At 70.5% G+C, this 21264-nt stretch carries 17 protein-coding genes; 6 read left to right on the forward strand and 11 right to left on the reverse strand.

Annotation, left to right across the window (positions count from 1 at the left end; translation table 11 throughout):
• Positions 1-460: 460 nt before the first annotated feature.
• Positions 461-1153 (reverse strand): DUF4191 domain-containing protein, encoded by a 693-nt coding sequence (locus ACQP2E_RS07130; protein WP_433829089.1) that lies wholly within the window; start codon positions 1151-1153, stop codon positions 461-463.
• Positions 1154-1324: 171 nt separating this feature from the next.
• Here ACQP2E_RS07130 and ACQP2E_RS07135 point away from each other — a divergent pair, with 171 nt between their 5' ends.
• From ACQP2E_RS07135 to ACQP2E_RS07145, 3 genes are all read left to right on the forward strand, one after another.
• On the forward strand, positions 1325-1489 hold the full coding sequence (locus ACQP2E_RS07135; protein ID WP_433829091.1) for a hypothetical protein: 165 nt from the start codon (positions 1325-1327) through the stop codon (positions 1487-1489).
• Positions 1490-1533: 44 nt separating this feature from the next.
• The gene (locus tag ACQP2E_RS07140; RefSeq protein ID WP_433829093.1) at positions 1534-4398 is read left to right on the forward strand and encodes a helix-turn-helix transcriptional regulator; all 2865 of its coding nucleotides are present in this window, start codon (positions 1534-1536) and stop codon (positions 4396-4398) included.
• Between the two features lie 86 nt (positions 4399-4484).
• On the forward strand, positions 4485-4673 hold the full coding sequence (locus ACQP2E_RS07145; protein ID WP_433829095.1) for a hypothetical protein: 189 nt from the start codon (positions 4485-4487) through the stop codon (positions 4671-4673).
• A gap of 60 nt (positions 4674-4733) precedes the next feature.
• Here the strand turns inward: ACQP2E_RS07145 and lipA are convergent, their stop codons facing one another.
• Positions 4734-5630: a lipoyl synthase gene (gene lipA / locus ACQP2E_RS07150; RefSeq protein WP_111648892.1), complete on the reverse strand. Its 897-nt coding sequence runs from the start codon at positions 5628-5630 to the stop codon at positions 4734-4736.
• A 387-nt stretch (positions 5631-6017) separates the two neighbouring features.
• Here lipA and aspS point away from each other — a divergent pair, with 387 nt between their 5' ends.
• A complete protein-coding gene (gene aspS, locus ACQP2E_RS07155) occupies positions 6018-7259 on the forward strand; it encodes an aspartate--tRNA(Asn) ligase (protein ID WP_433829097.1) in 1242 nt (413 codons plus the stop codon).
• 1243 nt (positions 7260-8502) lie between these two features.
• Here aspS and ACQP2E_RS07160 read toward each other — a convergent pair.
• The 6 genes from ACQP2E_RS07160 to lpdA form a co-directional block, all read right to left on the reverse strand.
• Positions 8503-8667, reverse strand: a complete 165-nt coding sequence (locus ACQP2E_RS07160; protein WP_433829099.1) for a peptide ABC transporter substrate-binding protein — start codon at positions 8665-8667, stop codon at positions 8503-8505.
• Positions 8667-9296: a lipoyl(octanoyl) transferase LipB gene (gene lipB / locus ACQP2E_RS07165; protein ID WP_433829101.1), complete on the reverse strand. Its 630-nt coding sequence runs from the start codon at positions 9294-9296 to the stop codon at positions 8667-8669. Before lipB ends, ACQP2E_RS07160 begins: the two co-directional genes overlap by 1 nt.
• A gap of 14 nt (positions 9297-9310) precedes the next feature.
• Positions 9311-11185, reverse strand: a complete 1875-nt coding sequence (locus ACQP2E_RS07170) for a DUF2079 domain-containing protein (protein WP_433829103.1) — start codon at positions 11183-11185, stop codon at positions 9311-9313.
• 64 nt (positions 11186-11249) lie between these two features.
• Positions 11250-12167, reverse strand: a complete 918-nt coding sequence (locus ACQP2E_RS07175; RefSeq protein WP_433829105.1) for a TIGR01777 family oxidoreductase — start codon at positions 12165-12167, stop codon at positions 11250-11252.
• 82 nt (positions 12168-12249) lie between these two features.
• Positions 12250-14085, reverse strand: coding sequence for a 2-oxoglutarate dehydrogenase, E2 component, dihydrolipoamide succinyltransferase (sucB, locus tag ACQP2E_RS07180; RefSeq protein ID WP_433829107.1), 1836 nt, complete (start codon positions 14083-14085; stop codon positions 12250-12252).
• Positions 14086-14122: 37 nt separating this feature from the next.
• Positions 14123-15514: a dihydrolipoyl dehydrogenase gene (lpdA, locus tag ACQP2E_RS07185; protein WP_433829109.1), complete on the reverse strand. Its 1392-nt coding sequence runs from the start codon at positions 15512-15514 to the stop codon at positions 14123-14125.
• A gap of 163 nt (positions 15515-15677) precedes the next feature.
• Here lpdA and ACQP2E_RS07190 point away from each other — a divergent pair, with 163 nt between their 5' ends.
• On the forward strand, positions 15678-15992 hold the full coding sequence (locus tag ACQP2E_RS07190; protein WP_433829111.1) for a hypothetical protein: 315 nt from the start codon (positions 15678-15680) through the stop codon (positions 15990-15992).
• Here the strand turns inward: ACQP2E_RS07190 and ACQP2E_RS07195 are convergent.
• Positions 15989-17518 carry a leucyl aminopeptidase gene (locus tag ACQP2E_RS07195; RefSeq protein WP_433829113.1) on the reverse strand — a complete coding sequence of 510 codons (1530 nt, stop codon included), beginning with the start codon at positions 17516-17518 and terminating at the stop codon, positions 15989-15991. The genes ACQP2E_RS07190 and ACQP2E_RS07195 overlap by 4 nt on opposite strands.
• Positions 17519-17639: 121 nt before the next feature.
• Between ACQP2E_RS07195 and gcvT the strand changes: the two genes are divergently transcribed.
• Positions 17640-18731 carry a glycine cleavage system aminomethyltransferase GcvT gene (gene gcvT / locus ACQP2E_RS07200; protein WP_433829115.1) on the forward strand — a complete coding sequence of 364 codons (1092 nt, stop codon included), beginning with the start codon at positions 17640-17642 and terminating at the stop codon, positions 18729-18731.
• 3 nt (positions 18732-18734) lie between these two features.
• On the opposite strand, the gene cobS is transcribed toward gcvT, so the two are convergent.
• Positions 18735-19478, reverse strand: coding sequence for an adenosylcobinamide-GDP ribazoletransferase (gene cobS / locus ACQP2E_RS07205; RefSeq protein ID WP_433833804.1), 744 nt, complete (start codon positions 19476-19478; stop codon positions 18735-18737).
• On the reverse strand, positions 19462-21237 hold the full coding sequence (locus tag ACQP2E_RS07210; RefSeq protein ID WP_433829117.1) for a bifunctional adenosylcobinamide kinase/adenosylcobinamide-phosphate guanylyltransferase: 1776 nt from the start codon (positions 21235-21237) through the stop codon (positions 19462-19464). The genes cobS and ACQP2E_RS07210 overlap by 17 nt, the downstream gene beginning before the upstream one ends.
• Positions 21238-21264: the final 27 nt, after the last annotated feature.

The following is a 21264-nucleotide window of genomic DNA, read 5'->3' on the forward strand; positions in this document are numbered from 1 at the left end:
AGAGCGTCACACAACGCTCCCAGACCACCCGAAATCGACATGCCACCGATGGCCGTCCCGCGAACTTGTGTACTCGTGGTCGATCGGCTGGCCGAACCGCACAAGATCTCCGACCGGCACCTCGCACCGAGAAGCCTCCACGCCGCCCCGAACCCCGCTACTACTCCACGAATGGCGAAACCCCGAGCGGCCAGAACTTGCCAAGATCTGCGAGGCGAGGCGAGGCGAGGCGAGGCGAGGCGAGGGCGGTGCGGGCGCGTGGCGTGGCGTGGCGGCGCGAGGCGTGGCGTGACGGCGCGAGGCGAGCCGTGCCGGCGCGAGGCGTGGCGGTGCGGGCGTGGGGCGGCTTCGGGGCGGCGGGCCGTGGGGCGGTAGGGCGGTGGGGCGGGGGAATAGCGCGGCCCGCGTACCCAAGCGCTGTTAAGCGTGAGGGGGACGCGGGCCGGCGGTGGGCCTGGGGTCAGCGGGGGCGCTGCTGGCGGAAAGCGCCCTTGCTCGGGCGCATGTTCTTGGGGATGGCGCCCTTCGGCATCTGCGGGCGGGCCATCAGGGCGCCGAGCCGCTTGTCGAGGGCGTTGACGTCCTTGCCGGTGAGGTTGCGCGGCAGCTTCAGCATCGTGGAGCGCAGCTTGCGGACCGGGAGCTGGCCCTCTTCGCTGCCGATGATGTAGTCGTAGAGCGGCGCGTTGCCGATCACCTTGACGAGGCGGCGCTTCTCCTGGCCGAGCAGGGAGCGGACGCGCTGCGGGTCACCCTCGGCGAGCAGGATGACGCCGGGGCGGCCGACGACCACGTGGACCATGTCGAACTGCGTTGTGGAGCTGGCCGCGGCGCGGACCCGCCAATCGCCGCGCATGTTCTCCATGAGCGAGGCGGCGGCGCCGGGCTGGCCCTCCGCGACGTTCATCATCGCGGTGTTCGAGCGCAGGTTGAGCACGATCAGCACGGCGAGCAGCGTGAAGAGGACGCCGACCGGAATCCAGACCCAGCCCCCGGTGAGCAGCACGACGACCACAGTCAGTGCCACCGGGATCGCGACTGCCGCGATTACCAGCGGGACGAACCATTTGTCCTGCTTTGCCGTGAACGAAAACACCTGGCCGATCTGCTTCAGGCGCTCGCGAAACGACACCTTCTCCTGGGGCTTTGCCATAGCCGCAAAGTGTAGTGGTGCTCAGGTACCTTACGGCGTCCCGGGCACCTCAGGAGTCCTCAGGTAAGGAGGGGTGGGTCCGGGAATCGGGCGTCGTACCCATGACCGGGTGCTGCCTTCGCGCGAAGAGTCAGTGGTGCAAGAAACGCACCGATCGCGAGGAGAAGCACGATGATCCCGTTCACCAACCCCGAGATCCAGCTCGAACTCATCCGTCAGCAGGGGCAGGAGCTGGCCCGCGAGGCCGCGAAGTACCGGCGTGCGCGGGCGCTCCGGCCGGAAAAACCACGCCACTGGCCCCGATTCAAAAGGCCGTCCGGGCAGTCAGTCGCGTGATCGGGCAGGAAATTCTGTCGTACCCGCATGGCATGCTCGACCTCATGACGGTGAGCGCCCACAGCTCGGTTCTGGTCGGCCGCGAGGCCGACCTGGCCGTGCTGCACGAGGCGCTCAAGCGGGTGCGTGGCGCCGAGCCGTCGGCCGTTCTGGTCGGCGGCGAGGCCGGCGTCGGCAAGACCCGGCTGGTCGAGGAGTTCTGCCGCTCGCTCGGCGACGAGCCGGTCCGCATCCTGCACGGGCAGTGCCTGGAGCTGGGTGAGGAGGGCTTGCCGTTCGCGCCGTTCGCGGCTGCGCTGCGTGAGCTGGCCCGCCGTGAGGGCCGGGGTGTCTTCGACGGGCGTGAAACCGAGTTCGCCCGGCTGCTGCCCGAGCTCGGTCCGCCGCTCGACCTTGCCGAGGCTCGCCGCGGGCACCTGTTCGAGCTGGTCGGGGCTCTCTTCGCCCGGCTCGCCGAGGAGCGCCCGCTGATCCTGGAGATCGAGGACCTGCACTGGGCCGACCGGTCCACCCGCGACCTGATCGGTTACCTCCTTCGCTCGGTCCGGGTGCGGCGCCTGCTGCTGATCGCGACATATCGCACCGATGAGCTGCACCGCGGCCATCCGCTGCGGCCGTTCCTCGCCGAGCTCGACCGGGTTCGCGGCGTGCAGCGCCTGGAGGTCGACAGGCTCGACCGCGACGGCACCGCCGAGCTGCTCGGCCACCTGCTCGGCCTGGAGCCCGACCCGCTCACCGTCGACGCGGTCTGCGAGCGGGCACAGGGCATTCCGTTCTTCATCGAGCAGTTCGCCTCCTCCGCCGACCCGCGCTGCGGCGACATCCCGGAGACACTGCGCGACCTGCTTCTCTCCCGCGTCGACCTGCTGCCCGACGACGCGCAGCGGGTGCTGCGGGTGGCCGCGGTCGGCGGCACCAAGTTCGGTCACGAGCTGCTGGCCCAGGTCGCCGGGGTGGACGAGGCGGCGCTGGAGTCCGCGCTGCGCGCCACGGTCACCGCCCAGCTGATCGTTTTCGACCCCGCCGGGGGTTACGAGTTCCGGCACGCCCTGGTCCGTGAGGCCGTCCACGACGATCTGCTGCCCGGTGAGCACGCCCGGCTGCACGCGCGTTACGCCGAGGTGGTGGAGGCTTCGCCGCATCTGGTCGCGCCCGACCGCGCGCCGGCCGAGATCGCCCATCACTGGCACGCGGCCCACGATCATCCCCGCGCGCTGGTTGCCGCGCGTCGCGCTGCTGATGCCGCGAGCAGCCGTTATGCGTACGCGGAGCAGGCCCGCCTTCTGGAGCGGGTGCTCGAGTTGTGGGAGCAGGTGCCCGACGCGGCCGCCCGGCTCGGCACGACGCACCTGGACCTGCTGGAGGAGGCGGCGCTCGTCGCGATCGACTCCGGCGACCACATGCGGGCGCTCAGCCTGACCCGGGCCGCGATCGGCGACCTGGACTGCGAGGCGGAGCCGTTGCGCGCGGCCCGGCTGCTGATCCGCCGGGCCAAGCTGTTGCGCAACGCCGGCAAGAGCGACGGCGCACCCGAGGCCCGCGAGGCCTACCGGCTGCTGCAGTCGGCGCCCCGAGATCTGGCCTGGCTGAAACTGCTGGGCGACGTGGCGTACCAGATGGCCGGCATCGACGGCGACGAGGCGGGGCGGATCGCGCAGGAGATCAAGGCGGCCGCGTCCGAGTTCGGCGACGAGGCCTCACAGGTCGCCGCCGACATCACGCTGGGGCAGGTGTGCGCCGGGCGGATCTCCGCCGAGGAGGGCCTGCCCGACATGTGGCGGTCGGTCGATCGGGCCCGCGCTGCCGGCGACCTGCCGAACTTCGCCCACGCGCTTGTCAACATCTCCGACTCGCTGTTCGAGCTGGGGCGCTACGTGGAGTCCGCCGAGGCCGCCGCCGAGGGCATCCCGCACGCCGACCGGGTCGGCGTGAGCCGGACGACCGGGGTCTACCTCTTGGCGAACTACGCCGAGGCCCTGATGGCACAGGGCCGCTGGGACGAGGCCGACGCCCGCCTCGCCGAGGCAGCCCGGCTCGACCCGCCCGGCATCCTCGCTGTGGCGTGGCTGTGGCTGCGCGCCCGGATCCGGCTGGCGCGCGGGCACGACGGTGCGGCGCACCTGGTCGGCCGGGCGACCGGCCTCCTGGCGAAACCGTTCCTCACGGCCGAGCACCGGGTGCCGTTGCTGGAGCTGCGGATCCTCGCCGACCTGGCGTCCGGCGACGCGGCGGGCGCGAGGGCTGTCGCCCGGACGGCAGTGCATGAGCCGGGGATTCTGGAGCGGCCGCGATACGGGTGGGCGCTGCTGATCGCGGCGGCCCGGGTCGCCGACGACGACGAGCAGCGCTCGGCGATCCGAGAGGTGGCGGCGGCGCTGCCGGTTCGCTATCCGGCCGAGCTGGCCTCAGCAGCCGAGGTGGCGGCACTGCTGAGCAACGAGCCGGCCCTGTGGGCTGCGGCTGTTGCTGCCTGGCGGGCTGACGGGCAGTGTTTTCAGCTGGCCGGGGCGCTGCTGGCCCATGCCGAATCGGTCGCCGGTGATCGGCAGGCGGCTTCCGAGGCGCTCGGTGAGGCTGCCGAGATCGCTGGGCAGCTCGGTGCCACACCGTTGCTCGCAGCCGTGGATGTGCTGGGGCGGCGGCTCGGGGTTCGTCTCGGCGGCGCCGAAATGCCGGGGGGTTCAGGGGCGGCGGGGCACCCCGGGACGGCGGACGTGCTCACCTCGCGGGAACGGGAGGTGTTACGGCTCGTGGCTGAAGGACAGAGCAACAGCCGGATCGCCGCGCAGCTGTTCATCTCGCCGAAAACGGCGAGCGTGCACGTCTCCCGGATCATCGCGAAACTTGAGGTCAGCAATCGGGGCGAGGCCGCCGCGGTGGCCCGCAGGCTGGGCCTGCTCGACGTGTGAGGACGTTCGGCGAACAAAGACTAAAGAGTGGCCGGGTGACCTCCGATACATAGGGCTGAAGCCCTTCACCCCTTCGGAGGCCGATCGTGGACAACGCTCTCGACATGACGTACCAGGTGGTTGAAAGCCTGTTCGGGCCGGACTCCGCTGTGCCCTGGTGGGCCTGGGTCGCCCCGTTCCTGCTGATCTTCGCGAACCAGCTGATGCCGATGGTCGCACCGAGCCCGGCCGGCGCCGGCTCCGGTAAGAAGGGCAAGAAGTCGAAGAAGAAGTGACGAATGCCCTGGAAGCCTCGCGGCGACCAGGGCATTCGTGTGACTCGGTGAGAGAGGGCGTCAGCCTCGGGCGTCGAGGGCCTGCTTGTAGAGCCGGCCCGCCCGGTACGACGAACGAACCAGCGGCCCGCTCATCACGCCGGCGAAGCCGATCTGCTCGGCCTCCTCGCGCAGCTCGACGAACTCCTCCGGCTTCACCCAGCGCTCGACCGGGTGGTGGCGGGGGGTGGGCCGCAGATATTGCGTGATGGTGATCAGCTCGCAGCCGGCCGCGTGCAGGTCGCGCAGCGCCGCCGAGATCTCGGAGCGTTCCTCGCCCATGCCCAGGATCAGGTTGCTCTTGGTGACCAGCTCGGCCTTGCGGGCCTGGGTGATCACGTCGAGGGAGCGTTCGTAGCGGAAGCCGGGACGGATCCGCTTGAAGATGCGCGGCACCGTCTCGACGTTGTGCGCGAGCACCTCGGGCGCTGAGCCGAAGACCTCGGCGAGCTGCGTCGGGTCCGCGTTGAAGTCGGGGATCAGCAGCTCGACGCCACAGCCCGGCTGGAGCTTGTGGATCTGGCGGACGGTCTCCGCATAGAGCCAGGCGCCACCGTCGGGCAGATCGTCGCGAGCCACGCCGGTGACCGTGGCGTACCGCAGGCCCATCGTGGCGACGGACTCGCCGACGCGGCGGGGCTCGTCGGCGTCGAACTCGGCCGGCTTGCCGGTGTCGATCTGGCAGAAGTCACAGCGGCGGGTGCACTGGTCACCGCCGATCAGGAAGGTGGCCTCGCGGTCTTCCCAGCACTCGTAGATGTTGGGACAGCCGGCTTCCTGGCAGACCGTGTGCAGGCCCTCTTTCTGCACGAGGCCACGCATCTGCGTGTATTCAGGCCCCATCTTCGCCTTGACTTTGATCCACGGCGGCTTCCGCTCGATGGGAGTTTCGGCGTTGCGCGCCTCGATGCGCAGCATGCGGCGGCCCTCGGGAGCAATAGTCACAACCCGAGATTACGCCCGAGACAGCCGGGCGTATCGCGTGGGCGACGAGGCTCACGTGGCCGTTTCTGTGAGAGCGATCACGGTAAGCGCAGCAAAATCGGATGCGCCCTTGTAAGTGCCCCGTTAACCTTCTCGTCACGGCAGTGATGGGACCGAGTACCGCCCCGGGACGCCGGCCGAGAGAGCCACCGACAGCTGTGATGGTGGCCCGTGCGCCGGGAGCGCGAAGACACCCCTGAGCCGGGTAACACAAGAGGCGCCCGCCTGAAGCGGGCGTGAAGGTGTGGTGGCACCGCGAGGATCCCGCTCGCCCACACCTCCCTGGGGCCGCGTTGCAGCACTTAGAGGAGGTACCCCGCCATGCAACGCATCCTCTCCACCGAACTGACGGCCCGCACCGGCGAAAAAGTCACCATCGCCGGCTGGGTCCATCGAGTACGGCAGCTGAAGAAGGTGGCGTTCCTGATCGTCCGCGACGCCGCCGGGTTCAGCCAAGTGATCATGACGGAGGCGTCGGAGCAGCTCACCGAGGGCAGCGTCGTCGAAGTGACGGCCGTGGTCACCGCCAACGAGCAGGCACCCGGTGGCGTCGAACTGACCAGCCCTGAGATCACGGTTTTGAGCCGTGTCGACGTACCCCTGCCGTTTGAACTGCATCGACCCGCGCTGAGCGCGGGCCTTCCCGCCCAGCTGGACCATGCCGCGCTCGCGTTGCGGCATCCGACGCGGGCGCGGAACCTGCGAATCGCCGCCGCCGCGACCGCCGGGTTCCGCAAGGCATTGGAAGCGCAGCGGTTCGTCGAGATCCAGACGCCGAAGATCGTCGAGTCGGCGACCGAGTCCGGTGCGAACGTGTTCGAACTGGACTACTTCGGACGGCCCGGATATCTGGCGCAGTCGCCGCAGTTCTACAAGCAACTCATGGTCGGCGTCTTCGAGCGGGTCTTCGAGGTCGGGCCGGTGTTCCGGGCCGAGCCGAGCGACACGGCGCGGCACCTCGCGCAGTACACCTCGCTCGACGCCGAGATGGGTTTCATCACCGACCACCGCGACGTCATGGCCGCTCTGCGCGACACCCTCGCCGGGATGTTCGAGGAGGTCACGCAGCGGACCGGCTTCGTGCCTCCGCCGGTTCCGGCCGAGATCCCGGCGGTGCATTTCGCCGACGCGTTGCGCATCGCCGGCGCGCCCGCGGACGAGCCGGACCTCGCCCCGGCACACGAGCGTGCCCTCGGCGAATGGGCGCTGCGCGAGCACGGTTCCGAGTTCGTCTACGTGACCGGCTATCCGATGCGCAAACGGCCGTTCTACACACATCCCTCCGCCGACCCTCGGTATTCGAACGGCTTCGACCTGCTCTTCCGCGGCCTGGAAATCGTCACCGGCGGCCAGCGGCTGCATCGTTACGAGGACTATCTGAAGGCGCTCGAGGGTGAGTCCTTGGAGCCCTATCGCGGCTACCTCGACGGCTTCCGTTATGGCATGCCACCGCACGGCGGGTGGGCGATCGGCCTGGAACGCCTGGTCGCACGTCTGGTCGGCGCCGCCAACGTGCGCGAGGTGACTGCCTTCCCCCGCGACCTGCAGCGGCTCGCCCCCTGACCCTTTCTCTTGGGTACGGGTAACCGAGGCCGGACAAACCGGGCCGGCACCGCTGCCCCTGGTAAGCGTTCGGCTGAGGACCGGGTGGTTCGGCTGAGGACCGGGTGGTCTGGCTGAGGACCGGGTGGTCTGGCTGAGGACCGGGTGGTCTGGCTGAGGACCGGGTGGTCTGGCTGAGGACCGGGTGGTCTGGCTGAGGACCGGGTGGTCTGGCTGAGGACCGGGTGGTCTGGCTGGCGCTGAGTGCTGTCACAAGGTGGGCGGAGCAGCAGCGGCAGCCAGCCGGATCAGATCTTGAGCGTGAGCGGGCGCCGCCACTCGGTGGGGGCGCCCGCTCGCTCAACAAGATTCGACGGCGCCCTGCGGCCGGCAGCATGCCACCCACCGAGTTTCCATGCTCTGTCCTGCGCCGGCCCGTGCCGTCGCGTGCTCGGCCCCGTGCCGTCCCGCGCCGTTCCCGCGCCGCTAGGCTTGAATCTTGTGGACTTCCCCGGAGACGTGTCCGCACAACTTCACAAGATCGAAAAGGCCCGGCCGATCTTGCGGAGTTACACGCAAACGGTTCGCCGAACTCCACAAGATCGGCGACGCACCGCGTCCTCCAGGTCGAAAACCGCGAAGCCACCGCGTTCACCACGTCGGAACCGTGAAGCATCGCGTTCACCACGTCGGAAACCGCGAAGCACCGCGTTGGCCGAAGCTTGGGACTGACCAGAGGGCATAGAACACCCACGAGTTTCAAGATTCGGCACTGTTCGCCGCTGTGGTGGCAGAACAGAGCGTTACCACAAAGCCGCCAGATCGCCCGAAATCGTCGCGCCACGGAAGGCCGTCCCGCAAACTCGTGCACTTGTGGTCGGGCGGCCGGCCGAACCGCACAAGATCTCCGAGCGGCGCCTCGCACCGAGAAACCGCCACGCCGCCACGTCGCCCCGAACCCGCTACCGCTCCACAATTGGCGAAACCCGAGTGGTCAGCTCGACGGCCCAAACTCACAAGATCAAGAGCGGTTGAGCGAGTGGCGGCGCAGGCTGCGGGCAGCGCGACGGGCGGCGATGGCAGCGCGGGTCGCGCGTTGGGCGGCGGGTGGCGCGGGCGGCGAGGCAGTGCGGGCGGCGAGGCGGTGCGGCGAGGCGGTGCGGCGGTGCGGGCGGTGCGGCGGTGCGGCGGTGCGGGCGGCGAGGTGGTGCGGGCGGTGCGGGCTGGGGTGGCTCGGGCTGGGGTGGTGCGCGCCGAGCAGGGGCTAGAGGATTACGGCGAGGGTTACCACGGCGACGATGGTGAACGGGACGATTGTGGTGATGACCAGGATCGTCCAGGCGACGGGGTGGCCGAAGTTCAGCGCCACCCCACCACCCTGTTTCGGGACGAAGACCCGCTTGTCACGGGGATCGCGGTAAAGAGCCATCAGAACAGCGTAGGCAAGTGCCGCTCGACGACCGGCAGCACCTCGGCCACCGTGATCGGGCGGCCGAGCTCGGCGCTCAGCGAGGTCACGCCGGCGTCGCGGATGCCGCACGGGATGAAGTTGTTGAAGTTCTGCAGGTCGCAGTCGCAGTTCAGCGCGAAGCCGTGCAGGGTCACGCCACGGGCGACGCGGATGCCGATCTGGGCAATCTTGCGGTCGAGGCCGCCGTCGGTGGCTTTGACCCAGGCGCCGCTGCGGCCCTCGACCCGTTCCGCGGTGACGCCGAACTCGGCGCACACGTCGATCAGCAGCTGCTCGGTGCGGCGGACGTAGGCGACCACGTCGACCGGGTCCGGCAGCTTCAGGATGGGGTAACCCACCAGCTGGCCCGGACCGTGCCAGGTGATCTTGCCGCCGCGGTCGACGTCGACGACGGGGGTGCCGTCGAACGGCCGGTCGGTGGCCTCGGTGCGTTTGCCCGCGGTGTAGACGCTCGGGTGCTCCAGCAGCAGGATCGTGTCCGGCCGGGAACCGTCGGCGACAGCCTCGTGGACACGCTTCTGCTCTTCCCACGCCTGGACGTAATCGACCAGACCGGGTCGGAGGACGGTCAGCACATCAGTAGTCACAGCCTTCAGACTACTCACTGGTCGACCGGGTCGACCCCGGGGCGGATGCGCCACAGGAGCACGTCGTCGACCCGCTCGGGCTCGCCGAACAGCTGGATCGCGGCCGTCTTCACGGCTTCCCGGAACAGGATCTTGTGGTCCGACCCGGTGATCTCGTCGGCCAGGAAGATCGCTTCGACATCCCAGTACGCGAGGTCGGACCGGGCGCGTTCCCGATCGGCGTTGGTGAGCCGTGGAACGTACCCATAGAGCGCCGCCCGGGTGAACAGCCAGTCGGTGGCGAGCGGCGGGGCGCCGATCCGGCCCATCTGCTTGCGGCCCTCCTCGCCCGTGGTCATCGGGCCGAGGAAGTATCCGTCCGGGATCCGGAACTGCGCGCCGCCACGGGCCATCGTGTACGCCTGCCAGCGCTGCCCGTCCGCGTGCACGTTCAGCGCGAACGGCAACGCGGTCAGCACGCCGCCCTCGCTGACGTACTGCTGCCAGGTGCCGTTCGCGATGAAGTCCGGCTCGGTGGCGCGGTCCTGGACGCGTACCGGAAGGGGGAAGATCGGGATGAGGCTCACCGCGATGGCCGCCCAGAGGCCGATCCGGGTGTTCTTGGTTTCCCGGCCGCGCAGCAGATCGTCGACCAGGAACGCGAGCAGGATGCCGAAAACGCCGACCAGGGCGAGCGCGAACCGCAGCGGCAGCGCCGAGTCGAACAGCGGCACGTAGGCGAGCGCGGCGTAGGGGAGCGGGATCGGCAGCTCAGCGCCCATCCAGTTCAGCCGCGGGCCCCAGGAGAGCACCAGGAACACCGCACCGGTCACGCCGACCGCGCGCAGCGTGGCACGGCGACCGGGCTCCGCCCGCCGCCAGAGGATCACAAAAGCGACAAGCATCAAGATCAGCAACGGTACGCCGAAAAAGGACGTCTCCTCGGTCCGATTGGGGCCGAGCTCGGAGCCGAGTCCGAACAGCGCCGCCACCGACCGGCTCGGGAAGGCCAGGTAAGCCGCCACGTCCTCGACGAAGTACCGCTGGTTGAAGCCGGTGCCGGAGAACGACTGCGGCCCGGCGAAGTGCATGTAGAGCGGGTACGCCAGCAGCGCCCCGGCCACCGTGGCGGCCACACCGAGGGCTTTCAAGACCGTCCGGACCGCGGCGATCGCCTCGTGCTTGACCGCCTTGGCGAGCGACCACACGGCGATGAACACGCCGCTCGCGATCGCGGTGAAGAACAGGCCCTCCGGCGCGATCGAGAAGCCGACCGCGAGGCAGACGCCGAGCAGCAGGCCGTTACGCAGCCAGCGGCCCTCCTCGCGCAGTTTCATCACCCGCCACAGCACGAACGGGGCGACCCAGCCGGCCGACCAGTTCAGGTGACCGTTCGCATGCGAGACGAAGCCGGGCGCGAACCCGCAGAACAGACCGGCCAGCCCGGCGGCGATCGGGCTCACCGCGAGCCAGCGGCGGAAGAACAGGTGCCACGCTAACGCCGACCCGGCCAGGTTGAGCGTGAGGATCGTCACGAACGTGACCTGCGGCCCGGCCACATGGGTCAGCGGCGCGAAGAGAACCGAGTACACCGTGATCGATGTGTTCGCCGCGAGGTTCACCCCGAGCGGCGCGTTCATCATGTCGGTGAAGTACGGGTTGGCCCCGTTGCTCAGCATGTAGACGCCGTAGCCCAGCAGCCACTCGAACCACGCCTGGTCACCGACGTTGTCGGAGAGGACATGCTGGTACGGCGCGCGCCACAGCCCGCTCGTCACATAGACGGCGAGGGACAGGGCGATCACGGCGACGGTCAGATGCGCACGCCACGGCCGAGATCTCGGCGGTGACGCCGCGGAATCGGACGGGGGATCGGCGGACGCGGCGGGGGCGGGGGCGGTTACGGACATCAGCGGCAGGTTAGCAAGAGTGACCCCGCAATCAGGGGGCCATCACCGCCTTCATGGCCAACGCTCAGGTAACCGTTGCGTGATCGGGTCGCAGCGCGGCCGCCAGAGCACCCTCGATCGTCGGGTACGCCCACGCGAAACCGGCGCCGGACAGCACTCCCGGCAGGATCCGCTGGCTGCGCTGAGCCTCACCGGCGAGCTCGCCGAGAACCAGGTCCAGCGCCGGGCCGGGCACCGCCAGCAGGGCCGGCCGGTTCAGCGTCCGGGCGAAGGCCTTGGTGAAGTCGATGTTGCGGACCGGGTTGGGCGCGACGATGTTGACCGGGCCGGCCACGTCCTCGCGTTCCAGCAGGAACTCGGCCGCGTTGAGCCAGTCGGCGAGCGCCACCCAGGCCATCCACTGCTGCCCGCCGCCGATCCGGGCACCCGCGCCCATCTTGAACGGCAGCAGCAGCGGCTTGACCAGCGAGCCACTCGCATCGATGGCCGGCGCGGTACGCAGCAGCACCACCCGGACACCGGCGTCCTCGGCGGGACGGGCGGCGGCTTCCCAGACCCGGCACAGGTCGGCCAGGAAGGTGGAGCCGGCCGAGGCGTCCTCGGTGACCGCCTGTTCGCCGGTCTCGCCGTACCAGCCGGTGGCTGAGGACTGGAGCAGGGTGCGGGGGCGATCGGCCTCCGGAAGCTGTTTGAGGGTGCGCGCGATGGTGCCGGTGGTGTTGAGCCGGCTGTCGCGCAGGACCCGCTTGTAGCGCGCTGTCCAGCGGTGGTCGCCGATGTTCGCCCCGGCCAGGTTGATCACCGCGTCGGCGCCGGCCAGCACCGAGAGGTCCAGCCGGCCCTGCGCGGGGTCCCAGGTGGCCTCGTCGGGACTCTGTGCCGGTCGGCGTACCAACCGGGTGACGTCGTGGCCGCTCTGGCGCAGCCGGTCCACGAGCCTGGTGCCGAGGAAGCCTGAGGCACCCGCCATGACGATCCGCATGTACTGATTCTTTCCCGAAGATCTCTCACCGCAAAACAAACCGGGGGCACACCTTTCGGCGTGCCCCCGGTCACATGTGCTGTTACAGACCGAGGTCGGCCTCGAAGTGGCCGCCTTCCAGCCGCTCCTTGAGCGTGCCGAGGAAGCGGGCCGCGTCGGCACCGTCCACGATCCGGTGGTCGTAGCTGAGCGCGAGGTAGACCATCGAGCGCGGCGCGATGATCTCGCCGAGCTCCGGGTCGTTCACGATCACGGGCCGCTTGACGACCGCGCCGAGGCCGAGGATGCCGACCTGCGGCTGGTTGATGATCGGGGTGTCGAAGAGCGCACCCCGGCTGCCGGTGTTGGTCAGCGTGAAGGTGCCGCCGCCGATCTCGTCCGGGCCGATCTTGTTGTTGCGGGTCCGGTCCGCGAGGTCCGCGATCCGCTTGGAGAGCCCGGCAAGGTTCAGGTCGCCGGCTTCCTTGATGACCGGGACGACCAGGCCCTTCGGCGCGTCCACCGCGATGCCCAGGTGCTCCGAGCCGTGGTAGGTGACCGTGCCGGCCTCGACGTCGATCGAGGAGTTGACCACCGGGTGCTGCTGCAGCGCCTCGACCGTGGCCAGGGCGAAGAACGGCAGGAAGGTGAGCTTCACGCCGTGCTTGGCCTGGAAGTCGGCCTTCGCCTTGTTCCGCAGGTTGGCGATCTTGGTGACGTCCACCTCGACGACCGTGGTGAGCTGCGCCGAGACCTGCAGCGACTCGACCATGCGCCGGGCGATCGTGGCGCGGATGCGGGTCAGCTTCTCGGTGCGGCCACGCAGCGGGCTGGGCTCCGCCTTGGCCGGGGCGGCCTTGGTGGCGGCCGACGTGGCAGCGGCCGGGGCGGCAGCCGGCGCCGGAGCGGCGGCAGCGGCCTTGGCGGCAGCGGCCTTCTCAGCGGCGTCCAGCACGTCCTGCTTGCGGATGCGGCCGCCGACGCCGGTGCCGGCGAGCGCGGACAGGTCCACGCCCTTCTCGGCGGCCAGCTTGCGGACCAGCGGCGTCACGTAACCGGCGTCGCCGGCGCCGTTCGACTTGACCGTCTCGGCGGCCGGAGCGGCCGGCTGAGACGGTGCCGGGGTGGCCGGCTTGGCCTCGGAGGCCGGAGCCACCTGAGGGGCCGGGGCCGACTCGATCCGCGGCTGAGGCGCGGGCTGCGCCGGCGCCTCCTGCTTCGGCTCGGGCTTGGGCTTGGGCTCGGGCTTCGGCTCGGCGGCGGGCGCGGGCGTCGACTCGGCGGGAGCCGACGCGGGCGCGGCGCCCGGCGTACCGATGATGGCGAGTTCGGCGCCGACGTCGGCGGTCTCGTCCTCGGCGACCTTGATCTCCAGGACGGTGCCGGCGACGGGCGACGGGATCTCGGTGTCGACCTTGTCGGTGGAGACCTCGAGCAGCGGCTCGTCGACCTCGATGGTCTCGCCGACCTGCTTGAGCCAGCGGGTCACGGTGCCCTCGGTGACGCTCTCACCGAGCGCGGGCATCTTGACCGCGGTGCCCTCGGCGGAGCCACCGGCGGCGGGAGCGGCCGTCTGCGGGGCAGGGGCCTCCTCCTCGACCGGCTTCTCGGTCGACGGGGTGTCGAGAGCGGCGGGCTCCGGTTCCGGCTCAGCCTCCTGCTGCTGGGCCGGTGCGGAAGCGGACTCGCCGGCGTCCTCGCCGTCACCGGCGATGACAGCGAGCTCGCTGCCGACGTCGGCGGTCTCGTCCTCGCCCACCACGATCCGGGTCAGCACGCCCGCCGCTGGCGACGGGATCTCGGTGTCGACCTTGTCCGTGGAGACCTCGAGCAGCGGCTCGTCCGCCTCGACCCGCTCGCCCTCCTGCTTGAGCCAGCGGGTGACGGTGCCCTCGGTGACACTCTCTCCCAGCCGCGGCATGGTTACCGATACCGGCATTTTTCCCCAAACTCCCTAAAGCGATGAACGGTGCAGATCAGCTGTGCGCGTGCAGGGGCTTGCCCGCGAGCGCGAGGAAGGCCTCGCCCAGCGCCTCGTTCTGCGTCGGGTGGGCGTGTACGAGCTGGGCGACCTCCTCGGGGAAGGCTTCCCAGTTGTAGATGAGCTGCGCCTCGCCGACGAGCTCACCCATCCGGGCGCCGACCATGTGGATGCCGACGACCGGGCCCTCGTTGACCCGGACCAGCTTCACGAAGCCCGCGGTCTTCAGGATCTGGCTCTTGCCGTTGCCGCCGAGGTTGTAGTTGTACGACGAGATCTTGTCCGCGCCGTACTTCTCCTTGGCCTTCGCCTCGGTGAGGCCCATCGAGGCCACCTCGGGGTCGGAGTAGGTGACGCGCGGGATGCCGGCCTCGTCGATCACGGCCGGGTTCAGGCCGGCGATCTCCTCGGCGACGAAGATGCCCTGCTGGAAGCCGCGGTGTGCGAGCTGCAGGCCGGGCACGATGTCGCCGACGGCGTAGATGTTGCCGACGCCGGTCCGCAGACGCTCGTCGACGATCACGAAGCCGCGGTCGAGGGTGATGCCCTGCTGCTCGTACCCAAGGTTGGCGGTGACCGGGCCGCGGCCGACCGCGACCAGGAGAACCTCGGCCTCGATGGTCTCGCCGCCGGCGATGGTCACCTTCACACCGTTCTCGGTGTTCTCGACCTTCTCGAACGGCTTGCCGACCTTGAAGTTGATCTTCCGCTTGCGGAAGGCGCGCTCGACCTGCTTCGAGATGTCCTCGTCCTCGGCGGCGACCAGCCGGGGCAGGGCCTCGATGATGGTGACGTCGGCGCCGAACGACTTCCAGACGCTGGCGAACTCGCAGCCGATCACGCCGCCGCCCAGCACGATCGCCGAGGTCGGTACGCGGTCCAGCTTCAGAGCGTGCTCGCTGGTGAGCACCCGCTTGCCGTCGACCTCGAGGCCGGGCAGCGAGCGCGAGTAGGAGCCGGTGCCGAGGATGATGTTGCGTCCGGTGTAGCGCTGGCCGGCAACCTCCACGGTGTCCTTGCTGACGAGCTTGCCCTCGCCGGCGACGACCGTGATGTTCTTGTTGTGGCCGAGGAGGCCGGTGAGGCCCTTGTAGAGGCGGCTGACGACGCCGTCCTTGTACGCGTTCACACCGGCCATGTCGATGCCGACAAGATCCGCCTTGACGCCGAACTGCTCGCTCTCGCGAGTCTGGTCCGCGATCTCGGCGGCGTGCAACAGCGCCTTTGTCGGGATGCAGCCGCGGTGCAGGCAGGTGCCGCCCAGTTCGGACTTGTCGATCAGGGCTACCGAGAGGTTGAGCTCGGCCGCACGCAACGCGGCCGCGTACCCACCGCTGCCGGCGCCGAGAATGACGATGTCGAAGGTTCCGCCGTTGGGCTGGCTCACGTTGACTCCAGTGGTCGCATCGTCTCCGTGTGGGTCACACAATGGAAACGGTCACAGTCCCGTCACTGACATCTTGTCACTTGCGGACCCGGTCAATGCAGTCAGGTGCCCCAACGCTGGGCGCGTCGCCGTACCCTTGCTGGATCCGGCTGGAGGAGGGGCAGTGGCTTGGTTTCGGCGGCGACGCGGTTCCGGCGGCCCCGGTGGGCGGCCGGTGAAGCAGGCCGATCTGGAGCATCTTACGGAATTCGCACGTTCCCGGCGCGGTGTCGAGGCATTCATCGAACCGCAGACCACAGTGACCGAGACCACCGTGTTGCTTGTCGCACATGACGGCGAGTGGACCCGGCGCCGGATCGAATCCCCGGAAATCGCCCGGCGGTTCGCCCATCAGCTCTCGATGCCGATCTACGACGTCAAGCTGATGGGCTACCCGCAGCGGATGCGCGATTACAACGAGCGGCAGAAACGTCTCTAGAGCTTGTCGACGATCGCCAGGAACGTGCGGATCGGCACGCCGGTGCCGCCCTTCGTCCAGTAACCGTTCGCCTCACCGGTGTGATAGCTGGGGCCCGCGATGTCGATGTGCGCCCACTCGACACCCTCGGTGACGAACTCCCGCAGGAACACGCCGCCCTGGAGCATGTGGCCGGCCCGGTCCAGGTTCGCGTTCGTCTGGCAGATGTCGGCGATCTCCGACTCCATGCCCTTGCGGACGTCGTCCGGCAGCGGCATCCGCCAGGCCGGCTCACCGACCGCGGCGCCGGCCGCCTCGACCAGCGCGGTCGCCTCGTCCGAGCCCATCAGGCCGGCGATCCGCTTGCCCAGCGAGATCACCTGCCCGCCGGTAAGAGTGGACGCCTCGAACAGGTAATCGGTGCCGTCGGCGCAGGCCCGCGCCATCGCGTCACCGAGCACCATCCGGCCCTCGGCGTCGGTGTTGAAGACCTCGACCCGCTTGCCGTTGAACATGGTGATCACGTCACCCGGCCGGTACGCCGACCCGGACGGCATGTTCTCGGCGATCGCGAGGTAACCGGAGACCGCGACGCCCGGCTTGATCGCGGCGATCGCGAGCATCGCGGAGGCGACGGCGGCCGCACCGGCCATGTCGGACTTCATCTCCCACATGCCGGCCGACGGCTTGATGCTGACGCCGCCGGTGTCGAACGTGATGCCCTTGCCGACCAGCGCGACCCGTTTCGGGTCGGTGACACCCTCCGGCGTGTAGGTGAGTTTCACCAGTCGCGGCGGGGCCTCGGAACCCTGGCCGACCGCCACGATGCCGCCGTAACCACCGGCCTTGAGCTGGTCGAAGTCGAGCACCTCGACATCGAGGCCGGTGCCCTCGGCCTCGGCGACGACCCGGTCGGCGAAGTCGGCCGGGCGCAGCACGTTCGGCGGCTCGTTGACCCAGTCGCGGGTCAGCCGCACGGCACGGGCGACCACCTCGGCACGGCGTACCTCGGCGAGAGCGGTCTCGTCGGACGCGTCCGGCACGTGCACCTGGAGCGCGGTGACCGGGTCGCGGCGGTTCTTCTGCGGCTTGGTCTTGTAGCCGGCGAAGCGGTATCCGCCGAGCAGGGCGCCTTCCAGCACGGCGCGCAGCACCGACGCGGCGTCCTCGTCGGCGAACGGCAGGGCCAGCGCGACCGTACCGCTGCCGGCGAGCGCGCGGACCGCGGCGCCGGCGCCGCGGCGCAGGGTCTCCAGGTCGGGGGCGGGGCCGGTCGGCTCGTTGCCGAGGCCGACGGCGATCAGCAGGGGCGCGGCGACCGTGCCGAGCGTGGCGAGCTTCGTCACCTCACCGGGGGCGCCGCTCGCGCCGAGCAGAGCCAGCGTCGCGGTCAGCTTGCCGTCGAACGCCGCGGCGATGCTCTCGGCGCCGGCGGCGGGCAGCAGCGCGCCGTCCTCCTCGGGCTGGCTGTGCAGGCCGATGACGATGGCATCGACCGCCAATTCGGCCGGGTCGGTGTCGACCAGGCTGAGGCTGGGCTGGGTCACTCGGGCACTCCGGGACGTCGGGGCCGGGCGCCACCGGTGGGCGCGCTCCCGGCTGGTGGGGAAGCAAGTAGCTGTCCCCGCGACTCTAACCAGCCCCAAGGTCACCGGTAAGTTGAGTCTCATGTCTGCCGAGCTTCTCCACTCTCCGCTGCACGAACGCCACGCCGCGCTGGGCGCGAAGTTCGCCGCCTTCGGCGGCTGGGACATGCCGCTCGAGTACGCCGGGGGCGGCGTTCTGCGCGAGCACGCCGCGGTTCGCGAAGGCGTCGGTGTCTTCGACGTCTCGCACCTCGGCAAGGCCCGGGTACGCGGCGCCGGAGCGGCCGATTTCGTGAACTCCTGCCTCACCAACGACCTGGGCCGCATCCAGCCCGGCCAGGCGCAGTACACACTCTGCTGCGACCCGTCGGGCGGCGTGGTGGACGACCTGATCGCGTACCTGTACGGCGACGACCACGTCTTCCTGATCCCGAACGCGGCGAACACGGCCGAGGTCGTCCGCCGGCTCGTCGAGGCGGCGCCGGACGGGATCACCGTGACCGACGAGCACCGCTCGCACGCTGTCCTGGCCGTGCAGGGCCCGCAGTCGGCCGAGGCACTGGCGAAACTGGGCCTGCCGACCGCGCACGACTACATGTCGTTCGAGACCGCCACGCTCAACGGCGCCGAGCTGATCGTCTGCCGCACCGGATACACCGGCGAGCACGGCTACGAGCTGGTGATCCCGGCAGCCGGCGCCGTCGCGGTCTGGGACGCGCTCATCGACGCCGGCGTGCGCCCCTGCGGCCTCGGCGCCCGCGACACGCTGCGCACCGAGATGGGATACCCGCTGCACGGTCAGGAGCTCTCCCTGGAGATCTCCCCGGTGCAGGCCCGCTCCGGCTGGGCAGTCGGCTGGACCAAGCCCGCCTTCTGGGGCCGGGACGCGCTCATCGCGGAGAAAGCCGCCGGACCCCGCCGCCGGCTCACCGGTTTGGAGATCACCGGGCGCGGGATCCCGCGCGGCCACATGCATGTGTACGCCGGGGAGCGCGAAGTGGGTGAGACCACCAGCGGCACGTTCTCGCCGACGAAGAAGGTGGGCATTGCCCTGGCGCTGCTCGACACGTCGGCGGGCCTGTCCGAGGGCGACGTCGTCGAGATCGACATCCGAGGCCGCCGCGTCGAGGCGAAGCTGGTCAAGCTACCGTTCGTCACCCCGTCGGTCCGCTGACCCTCAGCTGAGCGTCAGGACGATCAGGGTCACCGTCGTGGCCGACTCGACGGCTGCTCCGAGGACGTCGCCGGTCACGCCGCCGAATCGGCGTACACAATGGCGCACCAGAAGGACCACGGCGGTGAGTGCGGCGGCGACGGCGAGTGGGCCCTGCCAGGGACGGCCCGGTGTCGCGGCAGTCGCGAGAGCGGCGACGACGGCCGCGGCCGTCAGGACCACCGGAAGCGGCACAGTGGACGCGACCGTGGCGCCCAGGCCTTCCGGACGGGCGGCGGGGATGCCTCGGCGGCAGGCAACCGTGATGGCGAGGCGGCCGGTGGCCCAGGCGGTGATGATGGCGATCGCGCTTGCTTCGGTGAGCGCGGCGGCCTGAATCAGCAGGGTGGTCGCGACCGCCGCCACACCGAACGGCCCGATGTCAGCCTTTTTCATGATTTCTAGGGCTTTGTCGCCGGAGCGGTAGGAGCCCAGCGCGTCCATCGTGTCGGCCAGGCCGTCCAGGTGCAGACCACGGGTCAGCAACGCGCCGGCCGCGACCGTCACGCCGGCCGCGACCAGAGCGGGTGATCCGAGCGCCCGGAGACCCTCGGAGACGCCCGCAAGAGCCGCGCCGATCATCGCGCCCACCAGAGGGGCCAGCGACATCGCCACGGCGGCCGTGGGCCGGTCCCAGCGACTGGCCCGCAGCGGCAGGACGGTCAGCGTGGCGATCGCGAGCCGGAGCCCGTCAAACAACCTCTTGATCCGCCATCATCCCCGGGTGCACCGGAAGGACCGAGGCCAGACCGATCGCGGTACGCAACACCGGCAGCACCGCGAGAGCGTTGGCACCCTCGCCCAGGTCCAGGCCGACCCGCAGCACCGGCGTCAGGCCCAGCACGTCGGCGCCCTGCTTCACCAGGGCGAGCGTGCCCGCCTCCGGCAGCAGGCACCAGTGCCGGGTCTGGCTCGCCAGGTCCCTGGCGACCAGGCCGGCCGCGATGCCGAGCGGGCCGTCCAGCAGCACCGGGATGCGCCGGGCCGCCGCGCCGAGCAGCACACCGGTCGCCACGGCCAGGGCCGGGCCGCCGAGTTCGCGCAGGATGTCGTTCGCGCCACGGGGTTCCTGGCGGATGCGGTGCAGGGCGTCGCGTACCGCGGCGCAGCGGACCATCCAGGCGTGGTCGTCGTACCGGGCGCCGGGCACCAGCACCCGGGGCAGCATCGCGACCGGCTCGGCGCCGGTCGTCGCGGAGAGCACCGCGGTGGCGACCGCTTCCAGGCCGGCGCCCAGCCCGGCCAGCACGATCGCGTCCTTGCCCGCGTCGGCGGCGGCATCGGCGAGCTGCCAGCCCTGGCGCAGCGCGGCCTCGACCGCCTCGTCGCCGGTGACCGGGCCGTCCTCGATGGCGCCGGCCGCACCGGCACGCAGCACCGAGATGTCGGCGCCGGCCTCACCGGCGAGCCGGCCGAGCAGACCGGTGCCCTGCTCGGCCTCGGCGACGCGGCGTTCGATGTCGGCCAGGTCGCTTCCGGCGGTGGCGTCGCCGGCGTGGCCGCCGGCGATCAGCACGACGCGGACCGCGGACCAGGAGCGGGGTTTCGTGGTGTCCTGGGTGGCGGCGGCGAACTCGACGGCCTCGGCCAGCGCGCCGATGCCGGCGCCGGGCAGGTCCAGGGTGCCGAGGCGTTCCCGGGCGTCCGGGCCGGCTTCGCTGCTGGGCAGGGGGAGGTCCATGCCGGGGGCGATCTCGGTGAGACCGGAGTAGATGAGCGGGAGGGTCATGGTGGCGCCGGAGAGAGCCGCGCTCAGGTTCGCCGCCGGCTCTTCCGCGGGCTCTTCCACAGGTGTCACGACCACCGGGGTCTGCACCGGCGGGGCAGGCGGGGCCGGAGTTGCGGCTGCCACCGGCTGCGCCGGCTTCGGCGCGGGGCGCTCGGCCGGCGTCTCAGGCTTCGGCGCGGGGCGCTCGGCCGGCGTCTCACGCTTCAGCCACGTCGCCTGCCCGGCCACCACGAGCGCCACGCCGTCGCAGGCGCTCGCGAGTGCCTGGTTCGTCACACCCAGCGCGTCGGCGAACGCCCGCCCGACCGGCGTCACCGGCACCAGTGACAACCCGACCTCGGGACTCACCAGCACGACACGAGCCACACACGCGCGGACCGCTTCGGCCAGCGCGGCCACGTCGGCCTCGTCGTCGTTGGGCTGACGGGCCGGGTCCAGCACCGCCGCGACCCAGCCGCCGAGGTCGTCGATGAGCAGCGTCTCGTCCGGCTCGGCCTCGGTGAGCAGCGCTGTCAGCCTGGTCGGATCGGGTCCGGTCTCCTCGGTCGACCACGACTGCGGACGCCGGCGCTGGTGCGCCTCGATCCGGGCCAGCCACTCCGGGTCGTCCTCGCCGCCGATCGCGGTAGCGACGTACCGTACCGACGGCGCGTCTGCCACCAGGGATTCGGCGAACGCGGATTTGCCGGAGCGGATTCCGCCGAGCACCAGGACCGTGTTCCACCGATCTTCGGACATGCCCCGTACCTTAGAGCCGGTCCGCAC

Origin of the sequence: Actinoplanes sp. CA-015351, assembly GCF_050955685.1 — a bacterium.
Lineage (GTDB): Bacteria > Actinomycetota > Actinomycetes > Mycobacteriales > Micromonosporaceae > Actinoplanes.

Excerpts from the sequence above, each read along its gene's own strand:
- ACQP2E_RS07160 (WP_433829099.1), bottom strand. The coding sequence starts at position 8,667 with ATGGCTCTTTACCGCGATCCCCGTGACAAGCGGGTCTTCGTCCCGAAA.
- ACQP2E_RS07170 (WP_433829103.1), bottom strand. The coding sequence starts at position 11,185 with ATGTCCGTAACCGCCCCCGCCCCCGCCGCGTCCGCCGATCCCCCGTCC.
- ACQP2E_RS07210 (WP_433829117.1), bottom strand. The coding sequence starts at position 21,237 with ATGTCCGAAGATCGGTGGAACACGGTCCTGGTGCTCGGCGGAATCCGC.
- ACQP2E_RS07175 (WP_433829105.1), bottom strand. The coding sequence starts at position 12,167 with ATGCGGATCGTCATGGCGGGTGCCTCAGGCTTCCTCGGCACCAGGCTC.
- gcvT (WP_433829115.1), top strand. The coding sequence starts at position 17,640 with ATGTCTGCCGAGCTTCTCCACTCTCCGCTGCACGAACGCCACGCCGCG.
- ACQP2E_RS07140 (WP_433829093.1), top strand. The coding sequence starts at position 1,534 with ATGACGGTGAGCGCCCACAGCTCGGTTCTGGTCGGCCGCGAGGCCGAC.
- lipA (WP_111648892.1), bottom strand. The coding sequence starts at position 5,630 with ATGCTGCGCATCGAGGCGCGCAACGCCGAAACTCCCATCGAGCGGAAG.
- ACQP2E_RS07130 (WP_433829089.1), bottom strand. The coding sequence starts at position 1,153 with ATGGCAAAGCCCCAGGAGAAGGTGTCGTTTCGCGAGCGCCTGAAGCAG.
- ACQP2E_RS07135 (WP_433829091.1), top strand. The coding sequence starts at position 1,325 with ATGATCCCGTTCACCAACCCCGAGATCCAGCTCGAACTCATCCGTCAG.
- aspS (WP_433829097.1), top strand. The coding sequence starts at position 6,018 with ATGCAACGCATCCTCTCCACCGAACTGACGGCCCGCACCGGCGAAAAA.
- sucB (WP_433829107.1), bottom strand. The coding sequence starts at position 14,085 with ATGCCGGTATCGGTAACCATGCCGCGGCTGGGAGAGAGTGTCACCGAG.